Annotated in this window: 23 protein-coding genes and 1 riboswitch; of the genes, 13 read left to right on the plus strand and 10 right to left on the minus strand. The window is 36.3% G+C overall.

Annotation, left to right across the window (positions count from 1 at the left end; all coding sequences use genetic code 11):
- Together JML65_RS17980 and JML65_RS17985 are read right to left on the minus strand one after the other, a co-directional pair.
- Positions 1-1,545 (minus strand): T9SS type A sorting domain-containing protein, encoded by a 1,545-nt coding sequence (locus tag JML65_RS17980; protein WP_202271627.1) that lies wholly within the window; start codon positions 1,543-1,545, stop codon positions 1-3.
- A gap of 316 nt (positions 1,546-1,861) precedes the next feature.
- The gene (locus tag JML65_RS17985) at positions 1,862-3,199 is read right to left on the minus strand and encodes a peptide-N-glycosidase F-related protein (RefSeq protein WP_202271628.1); all 1,338 of its coding nucleotides are present in this window, start codon (positions 3,197-3,199) and stop codon (positions 1,862-1,864) included.
- Between the two features lie 225 nt (positions 3,200-3,424).
- Between JML65_RS17985 and JML65_RS17990 the strand changes: the two genes are divergently transcribed.
- The 11 genes from JML65_RS17990 (at position 3,425) to JML65_RS18040 (ending at position 13,822) form a co-directional block, all read left to right on the plus strand.
- On the plus strand, positions 3,425-4,729 hold the full coding sequence (locus JML65_RS17990; RefSeq protein WP_202271629.1) for a hypothetical protein: 1,305 nt from the start codon (positions 3,425-3,427) through the stop codon (positions 4,727-4,729).
- A gap of 299 nt (positions 4,730-5,028) precedes the next feature.
- Positions 5,029-6,033 carry an AAA family ATPase gene (locus tag JML65_RS17995; protein ID WP_202271630.1) on the plus strand — a complete coding sequence of 335 codons (1,005 nt, stop codon included), beginning with the start codon at positions 5,029-5,031 and terminating at the stop codon, positions 6,031-6,033.
- On the plus strand, positions 6,033-6,491 hold the full coding sequence (locus JML65_RS18000; RefSeq protein WP_047487267.1) for a GNAT family N-acetyltransferase: 459 nt from the start codon (positions 6,033-6,035) through the stop codon (positions 6,489-6,491). The genes JML65_RS17995 and JML65_RS18000 overlap by 1 nt, the downstream gene beginning before the upstream one ends.
- A gap of 75 nt (positions 6,492-6,566) precedes the next feature.
- Positions 6,567-7,430 carry a DUF58 domain-containing protein gene (locus JML65_RS18005; RefSeq protein ID WP_047487268.1) on the plus strand — a complete coding sequence of 288 codons (864 nt, stop codon included), beginning with the start codon at positions 6,567-6,569 and terminating at the stop codon, positions 7,428-7,430.
- Between the two features lie 68 nt (positions 7,431-7,498).
- Complete coding sequence (locus JML65_RS18010) at positions 7,499-8,395, plus strand: hypothetical protein (RefSeq protein WP_084086276.1); 897 nt, start codon at positions 7,499-7,501, stop codon at positions 8,393-8,395.
- The gene (locus tag JML65_RS18015) at positions 8,388-9,380 is read left to right on the plus strand and encodes a VWA domain-containing protein (RefSeq protein ID WP_047487274.1); all 993 of its coding nucleotides are present in this window, start codon (positions 8,388-8,390) and stop codon (positions 9,378-9,380) included. The genes JML65_RS18010 and JML65_RS18015 overlap by 8 nt, the downstream gene beginning before the upstream one ends.
- Complete coding sequence (locus tag JML65_RS18020) at positions 9,380-10,387, plus strand: vWA domain-containing protein (RefSeq protein ID WP_202271631.1); 1,008 nt, start codon at positions 9,380-9,382, stop codon at positions 10,385-10,387. Before JML65_RS18015 ends, JML65_RS18020 begins: the two co-directional genes overlap by 1 nt.
- A 99-nt stretch (positions 10,388-10,486) precedes the next feature.
- Entirely contained in the window at positions 10,487-11,230 is a 744-nt protein-coding gene (locus JML65_RS18025) for a tetratricopeptide repeat protein (protein ID WP_052188568.1), read from the plus strand.
- The gene (locus JML65_RS18030) at positions 11,230-12,969 is read left to right on the plus strand and encodes a BatD family protein (protein WP_047487280.1); all 1,740 of its coding nucleotides are present in this window, start codon (positions 11,230-11,232) and stop codon (positions 12,967-12,969) included. The genes JML65_RS18025 and JML65_RS18030 overlap by 1 nt, the downstream gene beginning before the upstream one ends.
- A 44-nt stretch (positions 12,970-13,013) precedes the next feature.
- Positions 13,014-13,616 carry a MarC family protein gene (locus tag JML65_RS18035; protein WP_047487283.1) on the plus strand — a complete coding sequence of 201 codons (603 nt, stop codon included), beginning with the start codon at positions 13,014-13,016 and terminating at the stop codon, positions 13,614-13,616.
- A gap of 5 nt (positions 13,617-13,621) precedes the next feature.
- Positions 13,622-13,822, plus strand: coding sequence for a hypothetical protein (locus tag JML65_RS18040; RefSeq protein WP_202271632.1), 201 nt, complete (start codon positions 13,622-13,624; stop codon positions 13,820-13,822).
- Between the two features lie 74 nt (positions 13,823-13,896).
- Here JML65_RS18040 and JML65_RS18045 read toward each other — a convergent pair whose 3' ends face one another.
- The 5 genes from JML65_RS18045 to JML65_RS18065 form a co-directional block, all read right to left on the minus strand.
- A complete protein-coding gene (locus JML65_RS18045) occupies positions 13,897-14,871 on the minus strand; it encodes a chorismate-binding protein (RefSeq protein WP_202271633.1) in 975 nt (324 codons plus the stop codon).
- 234 nt (positions 14,872-15,105) lie between these two features.
- Complete coding sequence (locus JML65_RS18050; protein ID WP_202271634.1) at positions 15,106-15,534, minus strand: PaaI family thioesterase; 429 nt, start codon at positions 15,532-15,534, stop codon at positions 15,106-15,108.
- Between the two features lie 44 nt (positions 15,535-15,578).
- Complete coding sequence (locus JML65_RS18055) at positions 15,579-16,157, minus strand: 1-acyl-sn-glycerol-3-phosphate acyltransferase (RefSeq protein ID WP_084086271.1); 579 nt, start codon at positions 16,155-16,157, stop codon at positions 15,579-15,581.
- A gap of 313 nt (positions 16,158-16,470) precedes the next feature.
- Positions 16,471-18,192, minus strand: coding sequence for a PspC domain-containing protein (locus JML65_RS18060; protein WP_047487296.1), 1,722 nt, complete (start codon positions 18,190-18,192; stop codon positions 16,471-16,473).
- Positions 18,193-18,202: 10 nt separating this feature from the next.
- Positions 18,203-18,532, minus strand: coding sequence for a PadR family transcriptional regulator (locus JML65_RS18065; protein ID WP_047487297.1), 330 nt, complete (start codon positions 18,530-18,532; stop codon positions 18,203-18,205).
- Between the two features lie 432 nt (positions 18,533-18,964).
- On the opposite strand from JML65_RS18065, the gene JML65_RS18070 reads away from it, so the two are divergent.
- Both JML65_RS18070 and JML65_RS18075 read left to right on the plus strand, forming a co-directional pair.
- The gene (locus JML65_RS18070; protein WP_202271635.1) at positions 18,965-19,657 is read left to right on the plus strand and encodes an XAC2610-related protein; all 693 of its coding nucleotides are present in this window, start codon (positions 18,965-18,967) and stop codon (positions 19,655-19,657) included.
- Between the two features lie 8 nt (positions 19,658-19,665).
- Positions 19,666-20,256, plus strand: coding sequence for an HD domain-containing protein (locus tag JML65_RS18075; protein ID WP_202271636.1), 591 nt, complete (start codon positions 19,666-19,668; stop codon positions 20,254-20,256).
- 62 nt (positions 20,257-20,318) lie between these two features.
- Here the strand turns inward: JML65_RS18075 and JML65_RS18080 are convergent, their stop codons facing one another.
- From JML65_RS18080 to JML65_RS18090, 3 genes are all read right to left on the minus strand, one after another.
- Complete coding sequence (locus tag JML65_RS18080; RefSeq protein WP_047487307.1) at positions 20,319-20,702, minus strand: acyl-CoA thioesterase; 384 nt, start codon at positions 20,700-20,702, stop codon at positions 20,319-20,321.
- Positions 20,703-20,815: 113 nt separating this feature from the next.
- Positions 20,816-20,998: riboswitch (cobalamin riboswitch) on the minus strand.
- Positions 20,999-21,032: 34 nt separating this feature from the next.
- Entirely contained in the window at positions 21,033-21,830 is a 798-nt protein-coding gene (locus tag JML65_RS18085; protein WP_237390930.1) for a hypothetical protein, read from the minus strand.
- 259 nt (positions 21,831-22,089) lie between these two features.
- Complete coding sequence (locus JML65_RS18090) at positions 22,090-24,237, minus strand: endonuclease MutS2 (protein ID WP_047487312.1); 2,148 nt, start codon at positions 24,235-24,237, stop codon at positions 22,090-22,092.
- Positions 24,238-24,253 lie beyond the last annotated feature (16 nt).

Below are 24,253 nucleotides of genomic sequence, written 5' to 3' on the forward strand. Positions count from 1 at the left end.
TTATTTTTTAATGAGTTTAGCATTTGCTGTTTTATTGGTATCCGTTTTTATGGCCACCAGGTAAGCTCCCTGAACAAGTACTTGTGTATTGATTTTGGTAACTTTATTCTTCGTCTTGATCTGCTGTAAAAGTTTTCCGCTCATATCGTACAGCATAATATCTGCTTCCTTAAAATCAAGGCCGATTTCTACATAAGCATAATCCGATACTGGATTCGGATAGATCTTGATATCCTGCTTTTCAATCAATTGATCGATTTGCTTATCACCCAGCTTTACAATCTTCCAGTTCTCTTTTCCAAATTCCTCAGCGCTTGTTCCTGCCAGTATAATAGATCCATCCCTATTTAATTTCAGGTCCGAAAGTCTCTCCTCTCTTCGTCTCGAGTCTCCATTCACATGTTTTCTCCATTGCTCATTACCATTTCCATCCAGATACAGCATCCAGAAGGTCTCATCATCTTTTTCTATTCTGCCTTCAGCTTGTGTATAGCCTCCCAGTAAAATTCCTTTAATAGAGGTGTCATCCGTAGAATGGACCACGTTCATCCCCATCAGAATATCTCTGTTCTTGAAACTGTAAGATTTTTGCCAGATCTCTTCACCTTTTTCGTTCAGGGAGATTAACCAAAGGTCTGTGCCTTCTTCAATTCCTGTTTTTTTATTTCCAGAAATTTTACTTCTTGACTCACCACCAATGATGAAACCGTTTGAAGTTAAAGCCAGAGTTCTAATATGGTCATCTTCTTTACCTCCAAAATTCTTTTCCCATTCAACCTTATTTTCTTTATTGAGTTTGATAATATGAAAATCTCCTTCGCCATAGTTTTCAGTCTTTTTTGATCCTCCAATAGTACTTCTGGAATAAATACCTAATAATGCTCCTCCGTCTTTTGTGGGGATCATCTTTTCTACTTCGTCAAGCCCAAGTCCTCCAAAAATAGATTCGGATAATACTTTACCTTTAGAATCCAGTTTTACAATTAAAACATCCTTGGATCCGTAACCTGTAGCTGAGTTTTGTACATTCCCTGCTACAAAGAATCCCTGGTCTGTAGTTTGGATTACCGATCTTGCTTGTTCATCAGATTCAGATCCTAAAGTTTTTTGCCATAATTCATCTCCAAACTCATTAAGTCGGATTAACCAGATGTCTGAATCTCCTTTAGATTCGTCCTTCTTATCCAGCCCTTTCCCTGAATACGAAGTGCCTACTACAGCAAATCCACCGTCTTGTGTTGCAAAAGTTGCAGATAGGTAGTCGTGGTTGTGTCCGGCAAAATACTTCTCCCAAACCTGTTCTCCCTGCTGGTTGAGTTTGATCAGATGAAAATCGTAACCGTTATTGAGCTTTTGGCTATTGGCAGCTAAAGACTGGCTTTTAGTCTGAATGCCACTTCCAGTGATCAAATACTGACCGTCAATTGTCGTGGTGACCTGGCTTAGAAAATCCTGTGTATTGGATTTAATATCTTTTTGCCAGACCACTTGAGCATAGCTTAAGATTGTGCATAAAGTAAATGCACTGATGTAGAGTTTTTTCATCTTTGTCTTGTTTTTTAATTATATATTAAAAATTCTTCAAATTTAACAATTTTTAATATATGAAAATCATAGTCATGTGATTTAATATAAGATTTATCACTTGGTAATGTTGTATCTATTTGATATAAATGTATTTATGTGAGATGATTTTGTAAAGTTCAATTCTTTCTTATTTAATATATTTTACAAAATTTCTATGTACATTATTATTTGAATTGTTTAATATCTAACAAAAAAAAACTACTGTTGAATATTTCTCAATAGTAGTTTTTGTTTCTCTTCAGATCTGAATAATTTTAAAAAATGCTCCAGACTCTTATTTCTTAATGATCTTATGTTTAAAAGCTGTTCCGTCTTTCAGTACAATATTCAAAAAATAAACTCCTGTGCTGTAGCCGGAAAGATCTACCTTGTTTTCTCTGTAGGTTTCAGATAATTTTTTTCCATCCATACTGAAGACTGTAATAGAGGCCACAGCGGTCTCTGATTTGATGGTTACAAAATCAGGAGTGGGATTGGGGTATATGCTGACATCGATTGTTTTAATGTCTTTAACATTCAAGGTAGTATTGCTCTTACCCTGCATATAGACAGATAGGTATACTTCTCCCTGTTGCTGATTGAAAACAGCTGTTGGGATGGTGTGTTTAAGAGTGTGATTTCCTGCGGTCATATTAGCTAAGCTGAATCCACGTATAGGAACGGCATTGCCGGGACACCAGTTATTCCAGGAAGTCCATTCTGAAAGTGTTTTTGGAGTAGCGCCATAGATTCCGTTACCCTGTGTGTTGTATACCCTATAGGGTTCACACGAAATTCCTCCGGGAGTATAGGTGAGTACCTGAACATCATCTACATAGGTGTAGTTTTGTCTTCTTATATATTCTTCACCGCCACTGTTGGCACCATGTGGGGTAGAGATCACAAAGAAGCGGGCGTTGGTAACCGGGTCAGGTAAGTTAAAATTTACAATTCTTACTGTTTCACCGGCAACATCTGTACTGTTGTAATTATTCAGTCTGTTATAGCTCAGGATGGGAGCAATGGTGTTGTAGTCCGTCGCAGTAGCCCCTGTATCCGTTGAAAAGAAAGTAAGAGTTCCGGTAAATACATCATTTCTGATTGAACACCCCGCAACTTCATTGTTTGCTGCATAAGGCACACCAAAAACATCCAGTTCCATATATATATCATAGGTGCTGCGTAGGGTGGCATCGTGAAATATACTGTACAGATTGCTTACATCATAAGTATAAGGAACTTCCATAGGGGAACGATTCATATTCATAAAAGGGGTGATGTATCTCCCTGCTTCAATCCTTTTTACATTAGCATCGTTTATCGTGTAAGTAGCTTGGTTTTTGGGTACTAATGCTAAAAAGACCTCACCCAGACGGTCATAGTTATCACATAATGCGCCTATGGTGACTCTCATCGCAATCTTTGCTTTAAAAGAGTCCATTTCGGCATCTGTAAGCTTTCTTGTATATCTGGCATTGTTCAGTCTGATCAACCCGTTGGGAACAGGAGCGGATACTGTAGCGGCATAGCCGTCATAAAACACTGCCTGAGAAATCACATTGGTTACTGTAGTGGTTTGTGATTTAAAAAAACTTGCAAACAAAAGACTGACAAAAAATAGCTTTTTATACATGTGATTGGGATTTGTTACAAATGTATTAAAATATGTACTTAAAAACACATTTGGTTAGATTGATTTTTAAATTAAATAGCTTTTTGTTGTTAATAGTGTAAAAAACAAGTGATAAAAGGTGTTTTCAATGAAAGGTGTAAATGAATTTTATTAAATAATTATATTTATCATTAATGTTGAAATTTTATTATTAAATTAGCATCGTATTCAATGGTAATTTTATTAATGATGAAGAAAAATTTACTTTTATTTTTATTATTGACAGTCTTGATGTTTAAAGCTCAGATCAATTTAAATATCGGAAGCACCAATGTAGGCACAGCGCCTGTCAGTAGTTTTTTTTCCTATTCCTATGTGCAGCAGATTTATCTTAAACATGAAATAAATGCGACTGCAGCAGGAACTATTACAGGTCTTACCTTTTATTTAGACCCATCATCCAGTATTGCTGATTCTTCAGACTGGACCGTTTATCTTGGGCATACTCCGAAAACAGCATTTACTTCCGGTACAGACTGGATTCCCTCTTCACAACTTACTCAGGTATTTGTAGGTACGATAACGAAGAATAATGGTAAAGTGGAGATTGCTTTTACTACACCATTTGCCTATAATAATACAGATAATTTAGTGGTGGCAGCAAGAGAAAATGCTCCAAGCATTGATATTAATAATTTTGACGAAGTTTTTCGTGTGTATCCATATATTCCAAATTCTACCCTTTATTATAAAGGAGATCGGGCAGTTGTTGATCCGGCTTCTCCACCTGGTGGGATAAGAGTTAATTATAAGTCAGCATTAACAATTTCAGGATTAACGGCTAAGTCTACTCCCGGCTGCCCTTTCGTGCTTTATCCGGCAAATAATGCTCAGTTTATTTCTTTATCCCCTACTATTAGCTGGCAGCCTGTTATAGGAGCTACTTCTTACAAAGTTTCCTTAGGGACGAGTCCCGGAGGTACAGATATTATTAACCAGCAGGTTGTGACTGCTGCCAACTTTAATCTTTCACCATCAATTGTTCTTACGAGAGATACCAGTTATTATTTAAAAGTAACAGCTGTTTCTGCCAATGGTGAATCTTCCGGCTGTACGGATAATGTTTTTAAAACCATTCCTCCAATACCGGTAAATGATGCCTGTTCCGGAGCTTTGCTGGCATCTGTTTTTCCTTATTCGTATACACAGAGTGATGGAATGTCTTCTACCAATAATGCTGGATTTATAATGGCATGCCCTAACGATGGAATGAATGATGGACTCTGGTTTAAATTTACGGGGGAGGGTGGCCAGTATACCATTAAAGTGGCTCCTGCAACCATTTCTTTCGATCCCAAAATAGGAGTGTATAAAGGATCGTGTAACAGCTTGACTTGTATGGGTACAAAAGATAACGGCGGTGGTGGTAGTTCGGAAACTATTACCATTACTACCACGGCAGGAACAGAATATTATATAAATGTAGGATCTTACGAAGATTCTGAAGATAAGCCCGAAGATGTATTTACTATTACCATTACAAAGCTTTGATACGATGAAAAATTTGTAACAGATTTGTAATTTGATATAATAAAAATGTTGTGGTAAAAATATCACAACATTTTTTATAGGATACTGACAAAATGCTGTTTTCATAGCAGAAAAATCCCAGATACATCCGGAGAAGCTTCTATGTGAATGGGCTGTATGTATAAGAAACTCAGTTTGTATTATCTTGAATCCCTTGTTAAGCCCGGAATATTTAACAAACTTTAACTCAATAATGGCATTGATTGTGTTGATTAATGCAAGTATTTATCAGAAATTTACCACCTATTTTAAATCAAGCTATGTCAGATACATTTCAAGCAGAAGATATCCGTCAGTTGACGGAAAAAGTAAAAGAAAAAAACTATTTATTTTCTCTTCTGAGACAGGAAATCAACAAAGTTATTATTGGGCAGGAATACATGATAGACCGCCTTTTGGTAGGGCTTTTGGGAAATGGTCACGTACTTCTTGAAGGAGTTCCGGGACTGGCCAAAACTTTAGCGATAAAAACGTTGGCGGATGCTGTTCATGGCGAGTTCTCAAGGATTCAGTTTACTCCGGATCTGCTTCCTGCAGATGTGGTAGGAACAATGATCTATAATATCAAAGACAATGATTTTTCAATAAAAAGAGGTCCTGTATTCGCGAATTTTGTACTAGCGGATGAGATCAACCGTGCACCGGCAAAGGTGCAGTCTGCCCTGCTGGAAGTGATGCAGGAAAAGCAGGTCACTATTGGTGATGAAACGATGAAGCTTCCTAAACCATTTTTGGTATTGGCTACTCAAAACCCGATTGATCAGGAAGGAACTTACCTGTTGCCGGAAGCACAGAGTGACCGTTTTATGCTGAAGTGTACCATAGATTATCCGTCTTTTGAAGATGAAAGGAAAGTAATGAGGATGGTTTCCACTTCGCATCAGCCTACTGTAAATCCTGTAATTTCTCTTCAGGATATCGTAGATGCTAAAGAATTGATCAACCAGATTTATCTGGATGAGAAAATTGAAAAATATATCCTGGATATGGTGTTTGCGACACGTTATCCGGAAAATTACGGACTTTCCGAACTTGAAAATTATATCAGTTTCGGAGCTTCTCCAAGAGCATCCATTAACCTTGCGATTGCTTCACGAGCTTATGCATTCTTAAAAGGTAGAGCTTTTGTTATTCCTGAAGATGTAAAAGCACTGGCCAAAGATGTGCTGAGACACAGAATGGGCTTAACTTTTGAAGCGGAGGCAGAAGAAATTTCAACAGAAGAGATCATCAACAGAATTTTAGCAAAAATCCAGGCGCCATAATGAGTGATGTTGTAATCAGAAAAGCAGTTCAAGAAGACTGTAAATCAATGCTTGCCCTGATTAAGGAGCTTGCTGAATACGAAAAAGCATTACATGAAGTAACGGTAACGCTAGATCAGTTTACTGAAGATGGCTTTGGACCGTCTCCGGTATGGGGTGCTTTTGTCGCTGAAATTAATGGTGAAATTGTAGGGATTTCGTTGTATTACGACAGATATTCAACCTGGAAAGGAAGAAGACTGTATCTTGAAGATTTGGTCGTAACTGAAAGAATGAGAGGAATGCAGATTGGAAAAAAATTATTTGATGCAACACTGGAGCATGGAAAATTAAATGATTACAGTGGAATGGTATTTCAGGTACTGAACTGGAATGAGCCAGCTATCAATTTCTACAAAAAGTACAGTACGAAATTTGATAATGAATGGCTGAATGTGTCCATTGAATTGAAAGATTAAAAGATAAAGATGGGAAGTGGAATAGTATCATTATGCTATACAAATCCCGTAAATTATTAAACCTTACATCAGCATATGCAGATAAAAGATATTGTAAAAAAAGTAAAGCAGATAGAAATCCGTACCAGAAAAAAGACGGAGGCTGCTTTGATGGGGCAATATCACAGTGCCTTTAAGGGGCAGGGGATGACTTTTTCAGAAGTCCGTCCCTATCAGTTTGGAGATGAAATAAGAAGAATCGACTGGAATAAAACAGCGCGTTTCCGTGAACCGTTTGTAAAAGTAATGGAGGAGGAAAGAGAGCTTACCATGATGATTCTGGTAGATATTTCAGCTTCAATGGATTATGGAACGAAGACTCAGCTGAAGAGGGAATATGTTGCTGAAATTGCAGCCAGCTTAGGGTTTTCGGCCGCCGGAAATAATGATAAGGTGGGACTGATTCTGTTTGCTGACAAAGTATATAAAGTAATTCCACCACAGAAAGGGAGAAAACATATCCTTTCTATCATCAGCAATATCCTGACAGCCGATTATGTTCCTGCAGAGTCTAAAATAGACAAAGCATTGGAGTATATGATGGGAATTTTTAAAAGAAAATCTCTGGTATTCCTGTTTTCGGATTTTGAAGATGAATATGATTCTAAAATGCTGAGAGTGGCTTCAAAAAAACACCAGCTGCTGGGAATGCGGATTTATGATGAAAAGGATAATGAAATTCCTGATGTGGGATATACGCTGCTATATGATGTAGAAACAGGAAAACAAATATGGGCCAATACTTCCAGCGCCAGATGGCGGTATACTTTTGCGGAAGCGCAAAAACAGAAGTTAAGAGCCCTGGAAGAAGATTTTTCCAACAGCTCGGCCAGTTTTATGAATATCAATACAGGTTCAGATTATTCAAAACTGCTGTATAGCTATTTCCAGAAAAAATAAAACGGTAGCCAATAGATTAGAATGAGAAATAAAACAGTAGGCGTTAGCCTGAATTTATTATTTGAAAATTGAAAAAAACACTATTAATATTATCTTTTTTTATCTGTGTCAATGCTTTTTCACAGATATTATCTTCCAATATAGAGAAGAAAACTATTGCGTTAGGTGAAGTCAATCACTTTGTTATAAAAATCGACAATATTCATGATCAGCAGGTCATCTCTGCAGCTAAAAATGAATTGCTTCCTTTTCATTTTGAAGAAACAAAAGACAGCATCGGACAAAATGCCAATTTATACGAAAGGAAAATAGAGTTTGCTGTTTTTGAAGAAGGAAAATTTACCATTCCTGAGCTGGAATTTAAAGTGGGAGATAAAATACTGAAGACTATTCCTTATGAGATAGATGTCATTAATACAGCTCAAAAGGCTGATCAGATTAATGATATCATGAAGAATAAAGAAGTCAAACTTGATGCAAAAGATTATTGGGAACTATATAAATTCTATATTCTGGCAGCTTTAGCAGGTATTGCTTTGATTGTGGCTATTATCATGATTGTGAAATGGGGAAGAAAATCCAAGAGTTCACCGGTGGTAGCGACCAACCAAACATTAAAAGAGTTAGATTCCCTTAAAAAGAAAAAATATATTGAAGGAGGTAATTTCCGTTCATTCTATGTAGAGCTGATCGATATTTCCAGAACTTTTATAGCCAAACAATATCACCTTCCTGCAGATGTACTTCTTACCGATGACCTTATTGATGTCATGAAAAAGAACAATACCATTTCTCAGGATAACGAAAAAATAATAGAAGATGTTTTCTTAAGAGGAGACCTTGTGAAATTTGCGAAAACCTTTCCTGATAAAGATACCATGGAAAATGATTTTGCCAATATCAGGGATTTTGTAAAAAGATCATCGAAAGATTTAGAATTTGAAAACTTAAGAAAGGATGTTTAATTTTGAGTTTTACAGTCCATGGTTCTTATTGCTTTTTCTACTGTTTATTCCTCTTTTTATTAAAGATGCCGGAAGACAGAAAAGGAAAGGGATAAAAGTCCCTACCGTTAAAAATATGGATTCCAGTGGTGGTATTCGTGCTGTTCTTTTTGTCTTGAAGATATCAAAGTACATCATTCTTGCAGCACTGATCATTGCTATGGCGAGACCCAGAACTTTTACGGTCTCCCAGGATAGAGATGATACAAAAGGAGTAGATATTATGCTGTCTATAGACGTCTCTCTCAGTATGCTGGCGAAGGATTTAAGCCCGGACCGTATAACAGCATTGAAAGATATTGCCGTAAAATTTGTTCAGAAACGTCCTAATGACCGGATAGGAGTTGTAGCTTATGCTGCAGAGGCTTTTACAAAAGTGCCTGTCACTTCAGATCATCAGGTTGTAATTGATGAGATTAAAAATCTTAATTCAGCAGGACTGGAGCCGGGAACAGCTATTGGAGAAGGACTTTCCGTAGCCGTGAACCATTTGATTAAAAGCAAAGCGAAAAGCAAGGTGATTATCCTGATGACAGATGGGGTTAGTAATATTCAGAATGCTATTCCGCCACAGATTGCTGCCGAACTGGCTAAAAGTAATCATATAAAGGTTTATTCCATAGGAATCGGCACCAATGGATATGCACTGATGCCTACATCACAGGATATCTTTGGAGACCTTGTCTTTACTGAGACGGAAGTTACCATTGATGAAAATACGTTACGGGAAGTGGCTCAGACTACCGGAGGGAAATATTTCAGGGCTACTTCAAACAGCAGCCTTGAAGAAGTATATGATGAGATTAACCAATTGGAGAAATCTGATGTAAAGGTTTCCAAGCTTTATAATTACGAAGAATATTTTAAAATCTTCCTGTGGATTGCTTTAGGAATGCTGGTGTTGGATGCGTTGTTGAGATGGGTGTTTTATAAAATTTTAAGCTGATGAGTTGGTCTTTAGGAAATTATTGGTATTTATTTTTACTGTTGCTTCTGCCGCTGTTAGCTTTCTTTTTGATCCGTTTTTTGAAATGGAAAAATAGAAAGAAAGAAATTTTTGCTGACAGCCAGTTTCATGATCATTTATTTGAGAAACAATCGGGATTTATAAAAATTTTCCCTGCCTTGTATTTGTTAGGAACTTTATTTTTGATATTTTCAATTATTGATCTTCTTAATGGTTCGGAAGAGGTAAGAAGCAGTCAGAAGCTGAATAATGTGATTTTTATGCTTGATGTTTCGAATTCAATGAACGCCGAAGATATAGACCCAAGCCGCCTTACTGAGGCTAAAAATTTGATGCTGGGTACTATGCAGAAGATGAAAAATGATAAAGTAGGTATTGTAATTTTTGCGGGACAGGCCATGTCTATCATGCCCCTGACTACAGATTATAATTCTGCCGAAACCTATATCAGCGGAATTGAAACCAATTCTATGCAGATCCAGGGAACAGATTTTTTGAATGGAATGCAGGCTGCTGTAGATAAGTTTAAAAATGTAAGTAAAGGTTCCAGAAAGGTGATATTGCTCAGTGATGGTGAAGATAACGAAGGGAATGACAATGCCGCGATAAGACTAGCCAATAAAGAGGGAATAAGTATTACTTCTGTAGGAGTGGGGTCCGATGAAGGGGCACCCGTTCCTGAATATGTTTATGGACAGTTAATGGGCTATAAAACAGATGTGAATGGGGGAACCGTTATTTCAAAAAGACAGACGGATGCCTTAAAAAAGATGGCTGAATCTACCGGTGGAAGTTATATAGATGGCAATAATATCAATGAAGCACCAAGCAGAATTATTGATGCTGTTAATAAAAAATCTTCCGAATCCGAAACCATGGTGAAGTCACAGAATGCCAATCATTACTATCAATATTTTCTGGGAGCATCAATCTTATTTTTTCTTTTAATTTTTCTTTTTAATCCTAAAAAAGATTTCAATGTGTAGTCTTCATGAGAAGGGAACAGCATTTTAATGGGTACTTTAACCGAATTTTAACAAATAAACCCCTGTTTCTTAACATTTAAAGGAATAATTTTGCAAAGGATGAATACTAAAATCTTACTTTTATCGTTTATAATTGCTTTTTCATTCTCAGGCATTTTGTTTGGGCAGGAAAACTATAGGACTTTGGTGCATGAAGGGAACCAAAAATTCGACGGTAAAGACTATGATGGAGCTTCTTCGAAATATATGGAAGCCGCAAAATCCAATGACAAAGATTTTACGGCACATTATAATTTGGGGAATGCCTTATATAAAAGTAAGAAGTATGAAGAGGCAAAAGAAGAGTTTGAAAAAGCACAGCAGTTTTCGCAGACACTTCCTGATAAGGCGGCAGCACTTCATAATTTAGGCAATAGCTATATGCAGATGAATCAGCCAGAAAAGGCTGCAGATTATTATAAAAAAGCTCTTAAGCAAAATCCGTATAGTGAGGCCACCAGAAAAAATTATGAAATTGCCAAATTAAAAGAAAAAGAGCAGCAACAAAAACAGCAACAGAATAACTCAGGAAAAGGAGGCGGCGGTAATGATCAGAATAAAGGTGATGATCAGAAAGGCGATAAAAAAGATCAGAAGCAGGACCAGGGAAGTGGTCAGCAAAATGAAGGTAAAAGTGACCAGGGTAATGATCCTCAGCAAAAACAGAATAATGAGGGTAAAATGCCGAAAGACCTTGAAAATGCAATTCTAGATAAGATAAACGAAAAAGAAAAAGAAACCGCCAGAAGAATTTTAAATAAGAATTCTTATTCGATGCCTGAAAGCAACGAGAAAGATTGGTGATGCAGCATAAATTGATTTACATATTGCTTACTCTGGCATCCGTAATTACTTACGGACAGGTAAATCTTAGCCTAGATGCTGATAAAGCCGAATATGCAGGTAAGGATATTGTGAATCTTACAATCGTATTAGAACTTAACGGAAGTGATCTTGTACAGCAAACAGGATTTCAGCTTCCCGATCTTTCGAAATTCAATATTATCGGAAGTGGTTCGGTTACCAATACCGTGATTGATCCTGCGACCAATACCCTGATTACTCAAAAAATATCCAGAATAGCCCTTGAACCTAAGAAAAAAGGGAAAATAAAAATAGGATCGGTACTAGTGACCGTTAATAATAAAATCTACAAAACAGAACCTTTTGATGTCAACGTCAAAGAATTTGTAGAAAAGAAATCTTTAGCCGGGAATACTTCCAATGATGTCTATCTGAATATGGAGATAGAGGACAGGGAGGTATATCAGGATCAACCTACCATTGCTGTTCTGAAGGTGTATTCCAGAAATATGGATAACCTTAGAAAGGTGAAAAATATCCATCTTCCACAGCAGGATAATATCAATGTACACCCTATAAATTTTAACAGGTCTGAAATAGATCCGACGAATTCCGGAAATATGGCTTCTCAGATTTTGGCGATGTTTATGGTATTTCCAAATGAAGCAGGATATGTAGAAGTTCCTGGAGTATCAGCCTCTGTCAACTCTCATTCCAGTAAGAATAAGATTGTTTCCAATAAGATCAAGCTGAATGTAAAAAAACTTCCGGAAGGAGCTCCTGACTGTTTTAAAAATGCAGTAGGAAACTTCAATGTAAGTGTTTATAATGCTACTAAAGAGAAACCTGAAGCTAAAAAACCAATGAATGTCGTGGTAAAAGTTTCAGGAGAAGGGAATTTACCGGATATGGAGCTTCCAAAAATTGCTGCGTCTCCGGATTATGAAATTTTTGCTCCTAAAATCACCTCTAAAGTTTCTCCGGGAACAACGGGTATGAAAGGGGTCATCTTAGCCAGCTATGTGATTATTCCTAAGAAGTCGGGAGCAATTTCTATAAAAACAGAACAGTTTGCTTTTTTTAATCCTGAAAACAAAGAATATATTGATCTTGGACAAGAGACTTTGGCCTTGAATGCATTTTCTCATGAGCAGGTTCTGGAAGCCCGTTCTACAGTGGAGAAAGTAAATGAATATACCAATAATCTTCTTGAAACGGTAAATACCCCGGTTTTAAAAACCACTTCATTTAAAGTAAAAGAAAAAAGCAAATTCCACTGGAATATTCTGTTAACCAATATTGTGATCCTTTTGGGATTATTTGTTGCCTATCTGTTATTTAAGACTTGGCAAAAAAAACGTACATTAGTTAGGGAAACTGCACCGTCTAAATCTTTAGGGTCAGTGGCTGAAACAGAAAGAGAAATCAAGGAATTGCTGAAAACAGATATTAATGACTATTTCAGCTATCTTGAAAATCTTAAAGATAACGGGGAATATGAAAAGTTCTTTGAAACACTGGAAGAATTGGATGAGGAAGTAAGAGGTCAGTATTTTCAGGGCTCTGTCAGCGAGTTTAAGACTTTTCTTGAAAATCACAAAGGTTCTTCTCTTGCAGAAGACTATGGAAAACTTCAGCAGAAAATTCAAATAGAAAAATATTCTCCTGTGAAATCTGTAGAAGCTCTTGAGGAACTTTTGAAGACAATTGTTAATTTATATTCACAAATTAGCAAATAGTTAATTTATTTTCATATTTTTGCGAAATTTTTAATTACAAAGAGATGGAAATTTTTGATGGTTTCTCTATTAAAGAGGTCGTTACAAGCTTTATGGTTCTTTTCGCCGTTATTGATATTATCGGGTCAGTTCCTATTATAGTAAGCCTTCAACAGAAGTTCGGGCAAATTGAAGCTGGAAAGGCTGCAATTACTGCCGGAGTTATTATGATTGTTTTTCTATTCGTAGGAAATAAGATTCTTAAGCTGATTGGGGTAGACGTGAATTCCTTTGCCATTGCCGGAGCTTTTGTGATTTTTGTCATAGCCCTGGAAATGATTTTAGGAATTGAAATCAATAAAACTACTGAAGCAAAAGCGGCATCCATTGTTCCCATCGCATTTCCGCTGGTTGCAGGTGCCGGAACACTTACTACAGCGCTATCTCTCAGAGCGGAATTTCATGATATTAATATTATTTTAGGAATTGTTCTTAATACAATTTTCGTATATTTGGTGCTTAAATCAGCGAAATGGCTGGAAAGGAAAATAGGGGATGCTACATTGATGATCCTTCAGAAAGTTTTCGGAATTATCCTGCTGGCAATTTCAATTAAATTATTCACCGCAAATTTTGCCCAGTTGGTGCTGAATTATGTTAATTTTTAGAAATTATGAAGAAGTTTTATAAAGTATTTTTAGTACTATTTATTGTATTCATTACCATTAATCTTTATGCTATAGATTGGCAGTCAGATGTTTTATCAGAAGAGAGTGATAACCTGAAGTTTGTATTTTCTGCAGCAGCAGCTTTTATTGGTCTTATTTTGCTTTTCGTTATGGATACGTGGAGCAGAATCGGAGTAAAGAAATAACCAGATATTTATATTTTAAAATAAATAAAACCTCTTTCGGACTGAAGGAGGTTTTTTATTTCTATTGAGGTTCTTTATACCTTGTAAGAAGTGACCAGATTTTTAAGAATTGCTTCAGACTTCATTTCTGTTTCAACCCATTCTTTTTCAGGGTTGCTCTGAGCCGTAATTCCGCCGCCTACAAATACATGTACGGAGTCTTGATAAAGCCTTGCACATCGCAGATTTACAAAAAACTGTATGCTTTCTTCAGTTTCAATTTTAATGTAACCGGCATAGAATTCACGGGGGAACTTTTCATACTTCTGAATATTTTCAATGCAAAAATCTTTAGGAATGCCACATACTGCCGGAGTAGGATGAAGATCCTGGATAAGAGCATCAAGGTCCTCAGGCTTTATATGCGTTCGAAAATCTGTACGGAGGTGTTTGATGTTGCCGGAAATATGATCGTAAGTTTCTGACTGCTGTACATGGCTGGAATAGTTGGTAAGGATATCCTGAATATAGTTGGTAACAGGTTTCTGTTCTTCAATCTCCTTTTCGGACCATTCTTCAGAAACAGGTAGCGTGCCTGCCAGTGCCATGGTTTCAAATTCATGGGTTTCCTTATTGAATTTCCCCAGTACTTCAGAAAAAGCACCCATCCAGGCGTTATCCCCATCATTAAACAAATACCTGAAAGCATTCGGATAAGAGATGCATAGGTTTTTAAAGCTTTCTTTAAGGTCTATTTCATCAAAGCTCCTGAATATCTTTCTTCTCGAATAAACCAGTTTAGGAAGCTGGTTGTCTTTAATCACTCCAATTACCTTCTGAAGGCTATGCATGTACTCTTCTTTCGTTTCTTCTTCAAAATGGGTTTGATCCTGTAATAGGGGACTGCTGATGAGACGGGTTGGGATATATTGTTCTTCAGCAGAAGTAATTCGACCTTCAAAACTCACCTGTTTCAGTTTGTCAAAAGAATAAAAATTTACGGAATTTATATTCTGATTATGATCTGTGGAATATAATTGTTCGTCAAAAGGAAATTTGAAATAAATCATTAGCTGTGGATGGATTTTGAAAATCATCGCCCGGAAATAAGATAGGGAATTCCCACGTTGATTTTCCTTTCTGCAAAGGTATTATTAGTCTTAAAAATGTCAAAATTAAAAGAGCTGTTTTTTTAGGAAATATTCTTCATTTGATACCCGTAGTACCCTAAAAAAATGCAGCAAGTATATAAAAAAAGACTCAATTTTTTTGAGTCTTCTATTTTTTAGTGATATCTCTTTAGTCTATCTCAGAATAATATTATTCGTCATCGTAGTATGATTGATGAGTACTTCTTTTTCATCTCTGATTTCAATCTCTGAAACATGCATGGTTTTTCCTTTTCTGATAAAGCGGCCGGTAGCAGTGACAACCCCATCTTTCTTACTTCTTAGATGATTGGAATTGATATTGGTCCCCACACCATAATATTTATCTCCATCTATAAAAATATTAGACAGGCTTGACCCTAAGGTTTCAGCCAATACACAGCTTGCTCCTCCATGCATGATTCCAAAAGGCTGATGGGTCCTTGGAAGTACAGGCATTGTGGCAGTAAGGGTTTCATTTTCGACATCAATGTCGATGAATTTTATTTCCAGTGTTTTTGCCAGGGTTTCGTTTCCCCAGTTATTTAAAAACGCTAATATTTCTTCTTTATTCTGACCTTTCATTGTATGTTGATAAATGATGATTGATAATTTACGGTTGATGATACTTATTCTCCCATGATATTAGGATTCCAGTTGGCAGGGATTTTAGGACCAATATCATTTTTAATGTAATAATCCTGAATTTCCTGCATAATCTCTGAAAAAGGAGCTGATGCAAGCCTTTCATAAGGAATCGTATAGCCCAGGTAAACAATGTTTCTTTTGAAATCTCCGGCTGCCAGTACAATAGGAACTTTTGCCGCCAAAGCCATATGATAAAAACCTTTTCTCCATTTCGGAACCCAGCTTCTTGTTCCTTCCGGGGTAATAACCAGGCTGAAATCTTCTTTTGCAAATTGATTGGCTACAAAATTGACCAGATCATTTTTTTGAGTTCTATCTATACCGATACCCCCAAGGCCTCTTACCAGGCTTCCGTACCATGCTTTGGTGTGAGCGTCTTTAATAATGATCTTTAATGGTTTTCCTAAAGACCAGTAGGCAAGATTTCCTAAAATGTATTCCATATTATGGGTGTGTGGTGCTACCACAAGGATACACCTGTTCAGGCTGTTTACATCGCCCTGCAGAACGACTTTCCAACCTAATAATTTTAGCATTAATTTGCCTATCAGTTTTTTCATAAATTCTTGGATTAAAACAAAAAAGTATAACCAAACTTTGGTTATACTTTACAAATATATTGAAATATTATCGCTCTTAAAACAAACCGTTGATTAAATCTACGATTTTCATAACAAATTCTAGGGCAAATTGTATCATGATAGGTGTGTGTTTTTTGTTGGTTGGTTATTATATTTTAATAGTACGAAAGTAAAGCTTTTTTTTCACATAGGAAACTAAATAATATGATTTTTTTTCTTTTCTGAGATAAGAAGAGTGTGAATTTCAAACGGTTGCTATCCACTCACACCTTCTCGCACTCTCTGAAGTTAATTATTTAGTTTGTATGGAAATTTCGTTTTTTCCGTCTTTGATCTTAATGTCTACATCTTTGTTCAGTTTTTTGATGTCAGACGTTACAGAATCAATTACTTTTTCAACATGATAGTTTGGTACTTTTTTACCATTAATGATCACGCTGTCTTTATCATTAGGATCATAGCTTATTGTAGAACCGTTTACTGTAATTTTGTTTTTTTCGATTCTTATACCATGTTGGTTCTCATCTCTGTCCTGATCATCATCATTGATACCGTCTCCATCCAGATCCCCATCGAAGCTGATACGGTCTTTTTTTAGTGGAATAACAATCGCTTTTTGAGGAACTACCAGTTCATAGTTTACTCTGTAATCTCTGAATCTGTGCTCATATGGATACTTTACATAGTTTGGAAGGATTACTTTGTTATTAACAACCTCTACTGGTACTGTTAACTGAATAGGGAAGTTATAGCCGTTTCCTTCTTTTTTAATAATTAGATAAGGAGTTTTGATATCCGGTTTTCTTGTTACATCTACAGAAATATAATCCTCTTCATAAACGAATCTCTTATCAGAATAAATATCATCATCATAAGCTTTGAAGTTTTGTGGAATACTTACCTGTTTTACATCTACATAAACGGTGTCAGAATTGGTATTGATAGCCACATTCTCTGTATCCTCTTTGCTTCCTTTGTAGATCAGGTTTTTCTTTGCCATACTTAATCCAAAGTAAGTTCCTAATCCGATCAATAGAAGAAATAATCCACCTATTACCCATCCGATATTTCTCAGCTTAGTTTTTGGAGAGAATATTTTAATACTTAATAAGCTAAAAAGAATAGCCGGGATTAAGCTTCCGATAACCATTATAGCTGCTAATACCTTATCAAGACCATTATCATCCATATAGAATCTGATTTGATTGGCACCAGGGAAATCTGTATCCATTCCAAAAAGTCCAAAGACTACAAATACTCCAATGATACTTCCCACAGCCATCAGCACAAAGATTCCGCCTACGATATACTTCAGTATATTCCAGGCTCCGCTTCCTGCGTTGTTGATATAAGGCTTGTTCTCGTTATATATTTCTCCGACCCTCTGAGTAGATTCATTAGCAAACTGTACTAATTTATTAGACTCATTTTTAAGATTGTCGAAGTTCATAGGCTTTCCCTGCATTTTCAGAAAATCTGCTGCTGTTTCAGCTTTTGGAAGAACGATCCAAAGGATTACATATAAAAGTCCGATCAATGAAGAAGAAATAGCCGCGGTAAAGATTCCTAAGACGAAAATTCCTAACCAGATGGCTCTCATAGCCGTAATATCCATTCCTACATACTGGGCTAACCCTGCACAAACTCCTGCAACCTTTTGTTTCTCAGGATCACGGAACAATTGTTTTTTATCCGTAAAGTTGGAACCGGAATAGTTGTTTTTATTTGTTGATTTTTCAGAAAAATAAGCCTCTTCCTGTTCTTCGATTTTTTCCGGAGTTCCGATCTGTGCGATTACTTTTTCTACATCAGTATCATTAATCACTTCACGTTTTCCCAGAGAATCTCTGAAGATTTCTACCATTCTTATTTCTATGTCGTGCATTACCTCATCTACTTCCGAAGCATCCAGTGAGCTTCTAAGAGCGTTCAGGTAATCGCTGAGCTTTATATATGCGTGTTCTTCTATCGTAAAAGAAAAACCTGCGAGTCCTATTGAGAGTGTCTTGTTCATAGCTTTGTTTTTAATGTTGTTGAGTGATTTGGCTTACTGACGCTGTCAGCTCATTCCAGGTATTTTGTAATTCATTCAGGAAAAGTTTTCCTTTTTCAGTAATCTGATAATATTTTCTGGGTGGACCTCCTGTAGATTCTTCCCATCTGTAAGAGAGAAACTCTCCATTTTTAAGCCTTGTCAGAAGTGGGTAGAGGGTTCCTTCCACAACATCCAGTTTTCCTTTTTTCAGTTCATCTATCAGATCGGAAACATACATTTCGCGATGATTGATGAGACTTAGAATACAGAATTCCAGAATTCCTTTTCGCATTTGCGCTTTGGTATTTTCGGTATTCATCTTTGATAAGTTTTTGTTAATTAGTTATATTTTAGAATATTGCTCCTAGCTAGATGAGCTTATTCCGATTTTACATTACAAAGATATGTAATTAAAATGGTAATATGCAATACAAAGTAGTGAAATTTTTAAAATAAAATATTTAATATACTGTAAATCAATATTATAAATTTTAATTTAAAATTGATCAAAAATGGAATAAGGTAAAAATAGTGCCGAAAATTTTAAATAAATGCAGATAAACTGAAAAAATGAGAATGGATAAAAGGGGTATTTCTTTAGAATTTCTTAAAAAAAGAGTGACATTATATACTCGGTTTTGAATCAAATTCATTGTTGTTGTATGGCAAAGATATTTTGAAGTCGAGGTTATGATTCGTATTTTTGTTGTAAGATTTTATAAAAAAACACCTAAATCCATTTGCTATTACTATGAAAATTTTGAATTATTACAGAAGTGTATCTGCATGTCTTCTGTTGGGCCCTTTATGTTTTGGACAATATCAGTTTGAAGTAAAAAATGCATCAAAGAATTATGATGTCATCATCAATAGTGAAAATTGCTTTGATGAGCAATGTAAAGACAAAGGAACAATAGAATTATATGACAACAAGAACACTAAAGTTCAGACTTTAACTTCCGAAGATCTTGTATTTTATGTAAAGGAGGGTCAAAAATTGATGCCTGGAAAAATGATCCAGCTTACCAATGAAGAAAGCCCTTTTATTATTGATGACTTTAATTTTGACGGAACAGAAGATATCGCTGTCAGAAATGGAAATAAAGGAAATTACAGCAGTGCATCCTATGATGTCTATGTATTCAATAGTACGAGAATGGCTTTTGTGAAAAGTGAGGAACTTACGGAAATCGGTTCCAGTTATTTTGGATTATTTGGGGTAGATGCTAAGCGCAAACGTCTTGTTGCCACAGGAAAATCCGGATGTTGCATGATTTTTACTACGGAATATAGAGTAATTCCTAATAAGGGATTAGAAAAGGTATTGGAGAGGGAAGAGGATATGACCAATGAAGACCGTGTAAAAGTGATGACCAAAGAAAAAATAAATAATAAATGGGTGACCAAAACCAAGGTGTATCCGGCAAATCAATATAATAGATAAGTAACATAATGAAGATTCAGAAAGAGATTGATTTTATCCTGGCAGTAGATGCTTTGAAAAATGTACAGAGAAGAAATTATAATGCAGATGATTCGAGAAGAGAGAATACTGCAGAACATTCATGGCAGATCGTTATTCTTGCACAGATTTTATATCCTTATGCAAAAAACCGTGCTGACATTGATTTGCTGAGAGTTATCAGAATGCTTTCTATCCATGACCTGGTTGAAATTGAGGCAGGAGATACTTTCCTTTTTGATGAAAAAGCAATGGTCGGAAAGTTTGAAAGAGAAAAAGTTTCTGCCCAAAAGATATTTGGAATCTTAGACGAGCCATTACGTTCGGAGTTTTTCAATTTATGGATAGAATTTGAAGAGGAAAAAACACCGGATGCTATTTTCGCTTGTGCTATCGACAGAATTATTCCTTTTATCCTGAATTCATATACCTCAGGAAAAAGCTGGACAGAAGCTGGAGTTACGGAAAAGCAGATTAGAAATATGCTTGAAAATGCCATCTGCAGAGCTTCTGATGAGATGGGGGAGGCTTTTGAACTGTTATTGACCAGAAATGTGGAAACCGGAAAAGTAATCAAATAAAAGCGCTAAGCTTTTATTCTAAAATAGTTTCGGGCGGCCTTTGGCCGCCCGAAACTTTATAATTATAGGATTTGGATTGGTTTTTTGAATTCGTCAATGGCAACAAAAGTAAAATCACCAATGATTGCTTTTTCTCTTTCATAGGAATACATTTGTTCCGTGTAGATCTCTACATTGACCTTCATACTGGTTTTTCCAACGTAGGCAACCTTTCCGATCAGCTCAACGATAGTTCCGGCAGGAATAGGTTTTTTAAAGTCAATTTTATCACTGCTTACAGTGACCACTCTTTTTCTTGCAAATCGGGTAGCAGTAATGAAAGCTACTTCATCCATCAGCTGCATAGCCGTACCACCAAAAAGGGTATCATAATGATTTGTTGTGTTAGGGAAAACCGCTTTAAATATTCTGGTTTCGGATGCTTCAATTCTTTCTTCTGTAGTCATATTTCATTATTAATTAAAGCGAAATGAAATATTATCAAACAACAGAATAATACCAGGAACCTAAGAAATTCCTGAAAAAATCCATCAGATCAATAAACTTCATATCGCGAAAGTTTTTTGTTTAAGAAAAAGGCAGGTCTCCTGACTCGTAACATCTTTTATCCCCTTCCCATGCCTCGCACAGTGGATCTTTAATAAAAGACTTCAGTTACTTACAGTTGCGCGACAGTTCGTGATTTTCACACGATTCCCTTTTTAATCTGCGGTTAAGCAGAACCTATTTCTATGATGAATAAGCGTTAAACTTTTTCGGGGGCAAAAATAATGAATTTATTCCGGATTATGATAAATAATCTGACTGATCACTCTTCCTTTTTTTATAGTCCAAAGACTTGTATATCTGTATTCTCCTGAACCATTGATCATATAAAGAAAGATATTGTCGTTGTCTAAAGAGGTTACCGCTACATTATTGAAATCCATGGTAGGCTGAAACATGTTTTTGATGGCTTCCCGTACAAAAACAGAACCTCTGCCGGGTTGCTGAACCCTGATTGATTTAATTTCAGTCATGCCTTCAGGAAGATCATTACCGATTCCCCATGGTTTCACCTTGTCAATAGTAAGGAGTTTTCCGTCAGCATCTTTCTCCTTTTTACGGTATCCGGCATTGGATGGGTAAATATCAATAACTACTTTACTTCTTTGTGCCGTAGGGATTTTAGGATCAGAATTATCAGTAAAAATCAGTGATTTCCCATTCTTGGATTTCGAAGGTGTATACTGAGGAAGCTGATCAATATAAGCGATACGCTCTTTATTTACCATTCCTTCTTTTTCAAGAGTTTCATACCTTACAAAAGGCTTTTCCTCATCCTGTTTTTCAGGATATTTGATCCATATCCACTCCGTTTCTCCCGGTGCCGGCTTTACATAAACAAAAACATCCCCTTTACGCATACGGATCTTATCTACAATCTTCCTGTAATTATCCTTATGTACACGTACATTGGCATATCCTTCTTCAGCTTTTACCACTCCAAAAGGAACTTTATTCTGCCCTTTAACGAATGCTAAAGAGAAAATACTAAATGCAGATAGATAGAATGCTTTGCCTACTGAAATCATTATAATAAATTTTTGATCCCCAAATATATAAATTAAATGCTTTTCGGAAGATAATTATACTGTTGCAGTTCTTTTAAATCTTGTATTTTTTTTAAATGAGAGTCTGAAATACCTGATTTTCTTGTTGAAAAAAGGTATCAGATGTTTAAGCTTATTTTTTAGGTAAACGTACAAAAAGAAAGAGAGCATCTCATGATGCTCTCCATTAGTTATTTTAGATTAATTTTCAAATTCTCAAATTAACGCATTCTCCAATTGATTAAATTCTTTCAAGTTCCTCCGCGTCAATGGTCGTTTTGAAAGTTCCGTAATTGACAATTACTTTGTTTCGGGATATTTTTTCAATGGTCCCTACACTGGTACTTCCTGTGATGCGGACACGTTGCCCTATTTTCATCCAAACAGCACGGTCACTTTTACGTTTCTCCTCCAGTTTTTCATTGGTTTCGGCAATCTTTTCAATCACATCTTCCTTTTTAAGCTGTTGGGTAATCTTCCTTTTGACCACCTGAAGACGTTTTGATTCGTCTTTGTCAGCACCTATTTTCCTGAACTTTTCCTGTTCCAGAAGCTTTACAAAGTCCTTTACAACATCCTTCCTTGATTTCCCTTTTGTATAGCTGTCTATGAATGCCTCAATTTTGTTTCCAAACTGAAGTTTACGGTGTTCCTCTTCATAGAGCTTCTGGAAATTAAAGAGCTTTTGCTGAAGCTGCTCATTCAGCTTCTGAAGGTTATCACGCTTATCTTCTACAGACTCTTTTCTTTCCGCAAGGTCAGATTTTAGTTTTTCAACCTCAAATTTTTCCTGCTGCAGCTTCACAATGGTCTTATCAAGATTCACAATATCATGTTCCACTTTTTTCTTTGCAGAATGAATAATGAATCTTGGAATTCTATTTTTCTCAGCAACTTCGAATGTGAATGAACTTCCCGCTTGTCCCACTTCCAATTTATACATGGGTTCAAGGGTTTCTTCATTAAACAGCATAGCTGCATTTTCAGCATTGGGAAGCTGTTCTATCACCAGCTTAATGTTGGTATAGTGAGTGGTAATAATCGCAAAACTTTTCTTGTCGTAGAAATACTCCATGAAACTTTCAGCCAAAGCACCTCCCAATTCCGGATCAGAACCTGTTCCAAACTCATCAATCAGTAAAAGAGTATTCGCATCAGCCTCGCGGATGATTCCGGACATTTTTTTTAATCTCGATGAATAGGTGGATAGATGGTTTTCAATGGACTGGTTATCACCGATATCGGTCATCATTTTCTCAAAGAAAAACATTTCAGACTTCGGATGAACAGGAACCAGAATACCACTCTGAATCATCAGCTGTAATAATCCAACTGTTTTTAACGTAATTGATTTTCCTCCCGCATTCGGGCCGGAAATACAGATAATTCTGTTGTGTTCCGTTAAAGCCAGAGTTTGAGGATAGATTGTTTTGTTTTCTACCTTATTTCTTAGCCATAATAAAGGATGGAAAGCATCCCTTAGTTTTAAGGTCTTATGGCGGTTAATTTTTGGTAATACCCCGTTAATTAAGTCTGCAAACTTTGCTTTAGCTCTTGTAAGGTCAAGATCAAAAATATAAATCTGGTACCTCCAAAGCTGAGGTTGAAATTCTGCCAGCTCACCAGTAAGTTTTCTGAGAACCCTGTCTATTTCTTTTTTTTCTTCCTCTTCACTTTCCCGAAGTTTGAAATAATGTTTTACAACACTGTCCGGCTGAATATACGTAATGGAACCTGTTTTTGAAATCCCTAATGTTCTGCCGGCAACTCTCTTTTTAAATCCCGATTTTACAGCAAGAACTCTTTGATCATCAATAATGGTCTCCCGGATATCGTCCAAAAAATCACTTTGTCCATACGTGGTAAGGGCACGGTTGAAATTTTCCTGAATGGCTTTTTTAGCATGCTGGATTTCTGTTCTCAGTCCTTTTAAAGCGGGAGAAGCCTCACTTTTTACTTCACCAAAACGGTTGAAAACTTTATCTACCTTCTCAATGATCTCTTTCTTAAACTCCAGTACAGAAACATCTTCTATAAGGGTAGGGAAGGTTTCCGGCATGGTAGGGAAGAACTTCTGAAGCCTTCCGATTTGTTCCGTGATGGTTTTGATTTTAATGAAAGCACTGTTTTCAAGACGGTAATTTTCAATCAGCATTAATTTCAGCTCATTTTCAATATCTTCATATTCATCAAACGGAATTGCATTTGAACTTTCAAAACTCGACAGATATTCTGACGTTTTTTTCAATGAAAGTTCTGCCTCGTCTATTTCCATCGGACGAAGTTGAAGAATTTTCTCTCGTGTTTTCGGAGAATACGCAAGGGGGGAGATTTCCGCGAGTAATTGCGGAAACTCTAATTCGTCTAAATCTTCTTTATCTATATACACACTGCAAATTTAGTGA

The sequence above is a fragment of the Chryseobacterium sp. KMC2 genome (genome assembly GCF_016756935.1).
Lineage (GTDB): Bacteria > Bacteroidota > Bacteroidia > Flavobacteriales > Weeksellaceae > Chryseobacterium > Chryseobacterium rhizosphaerae.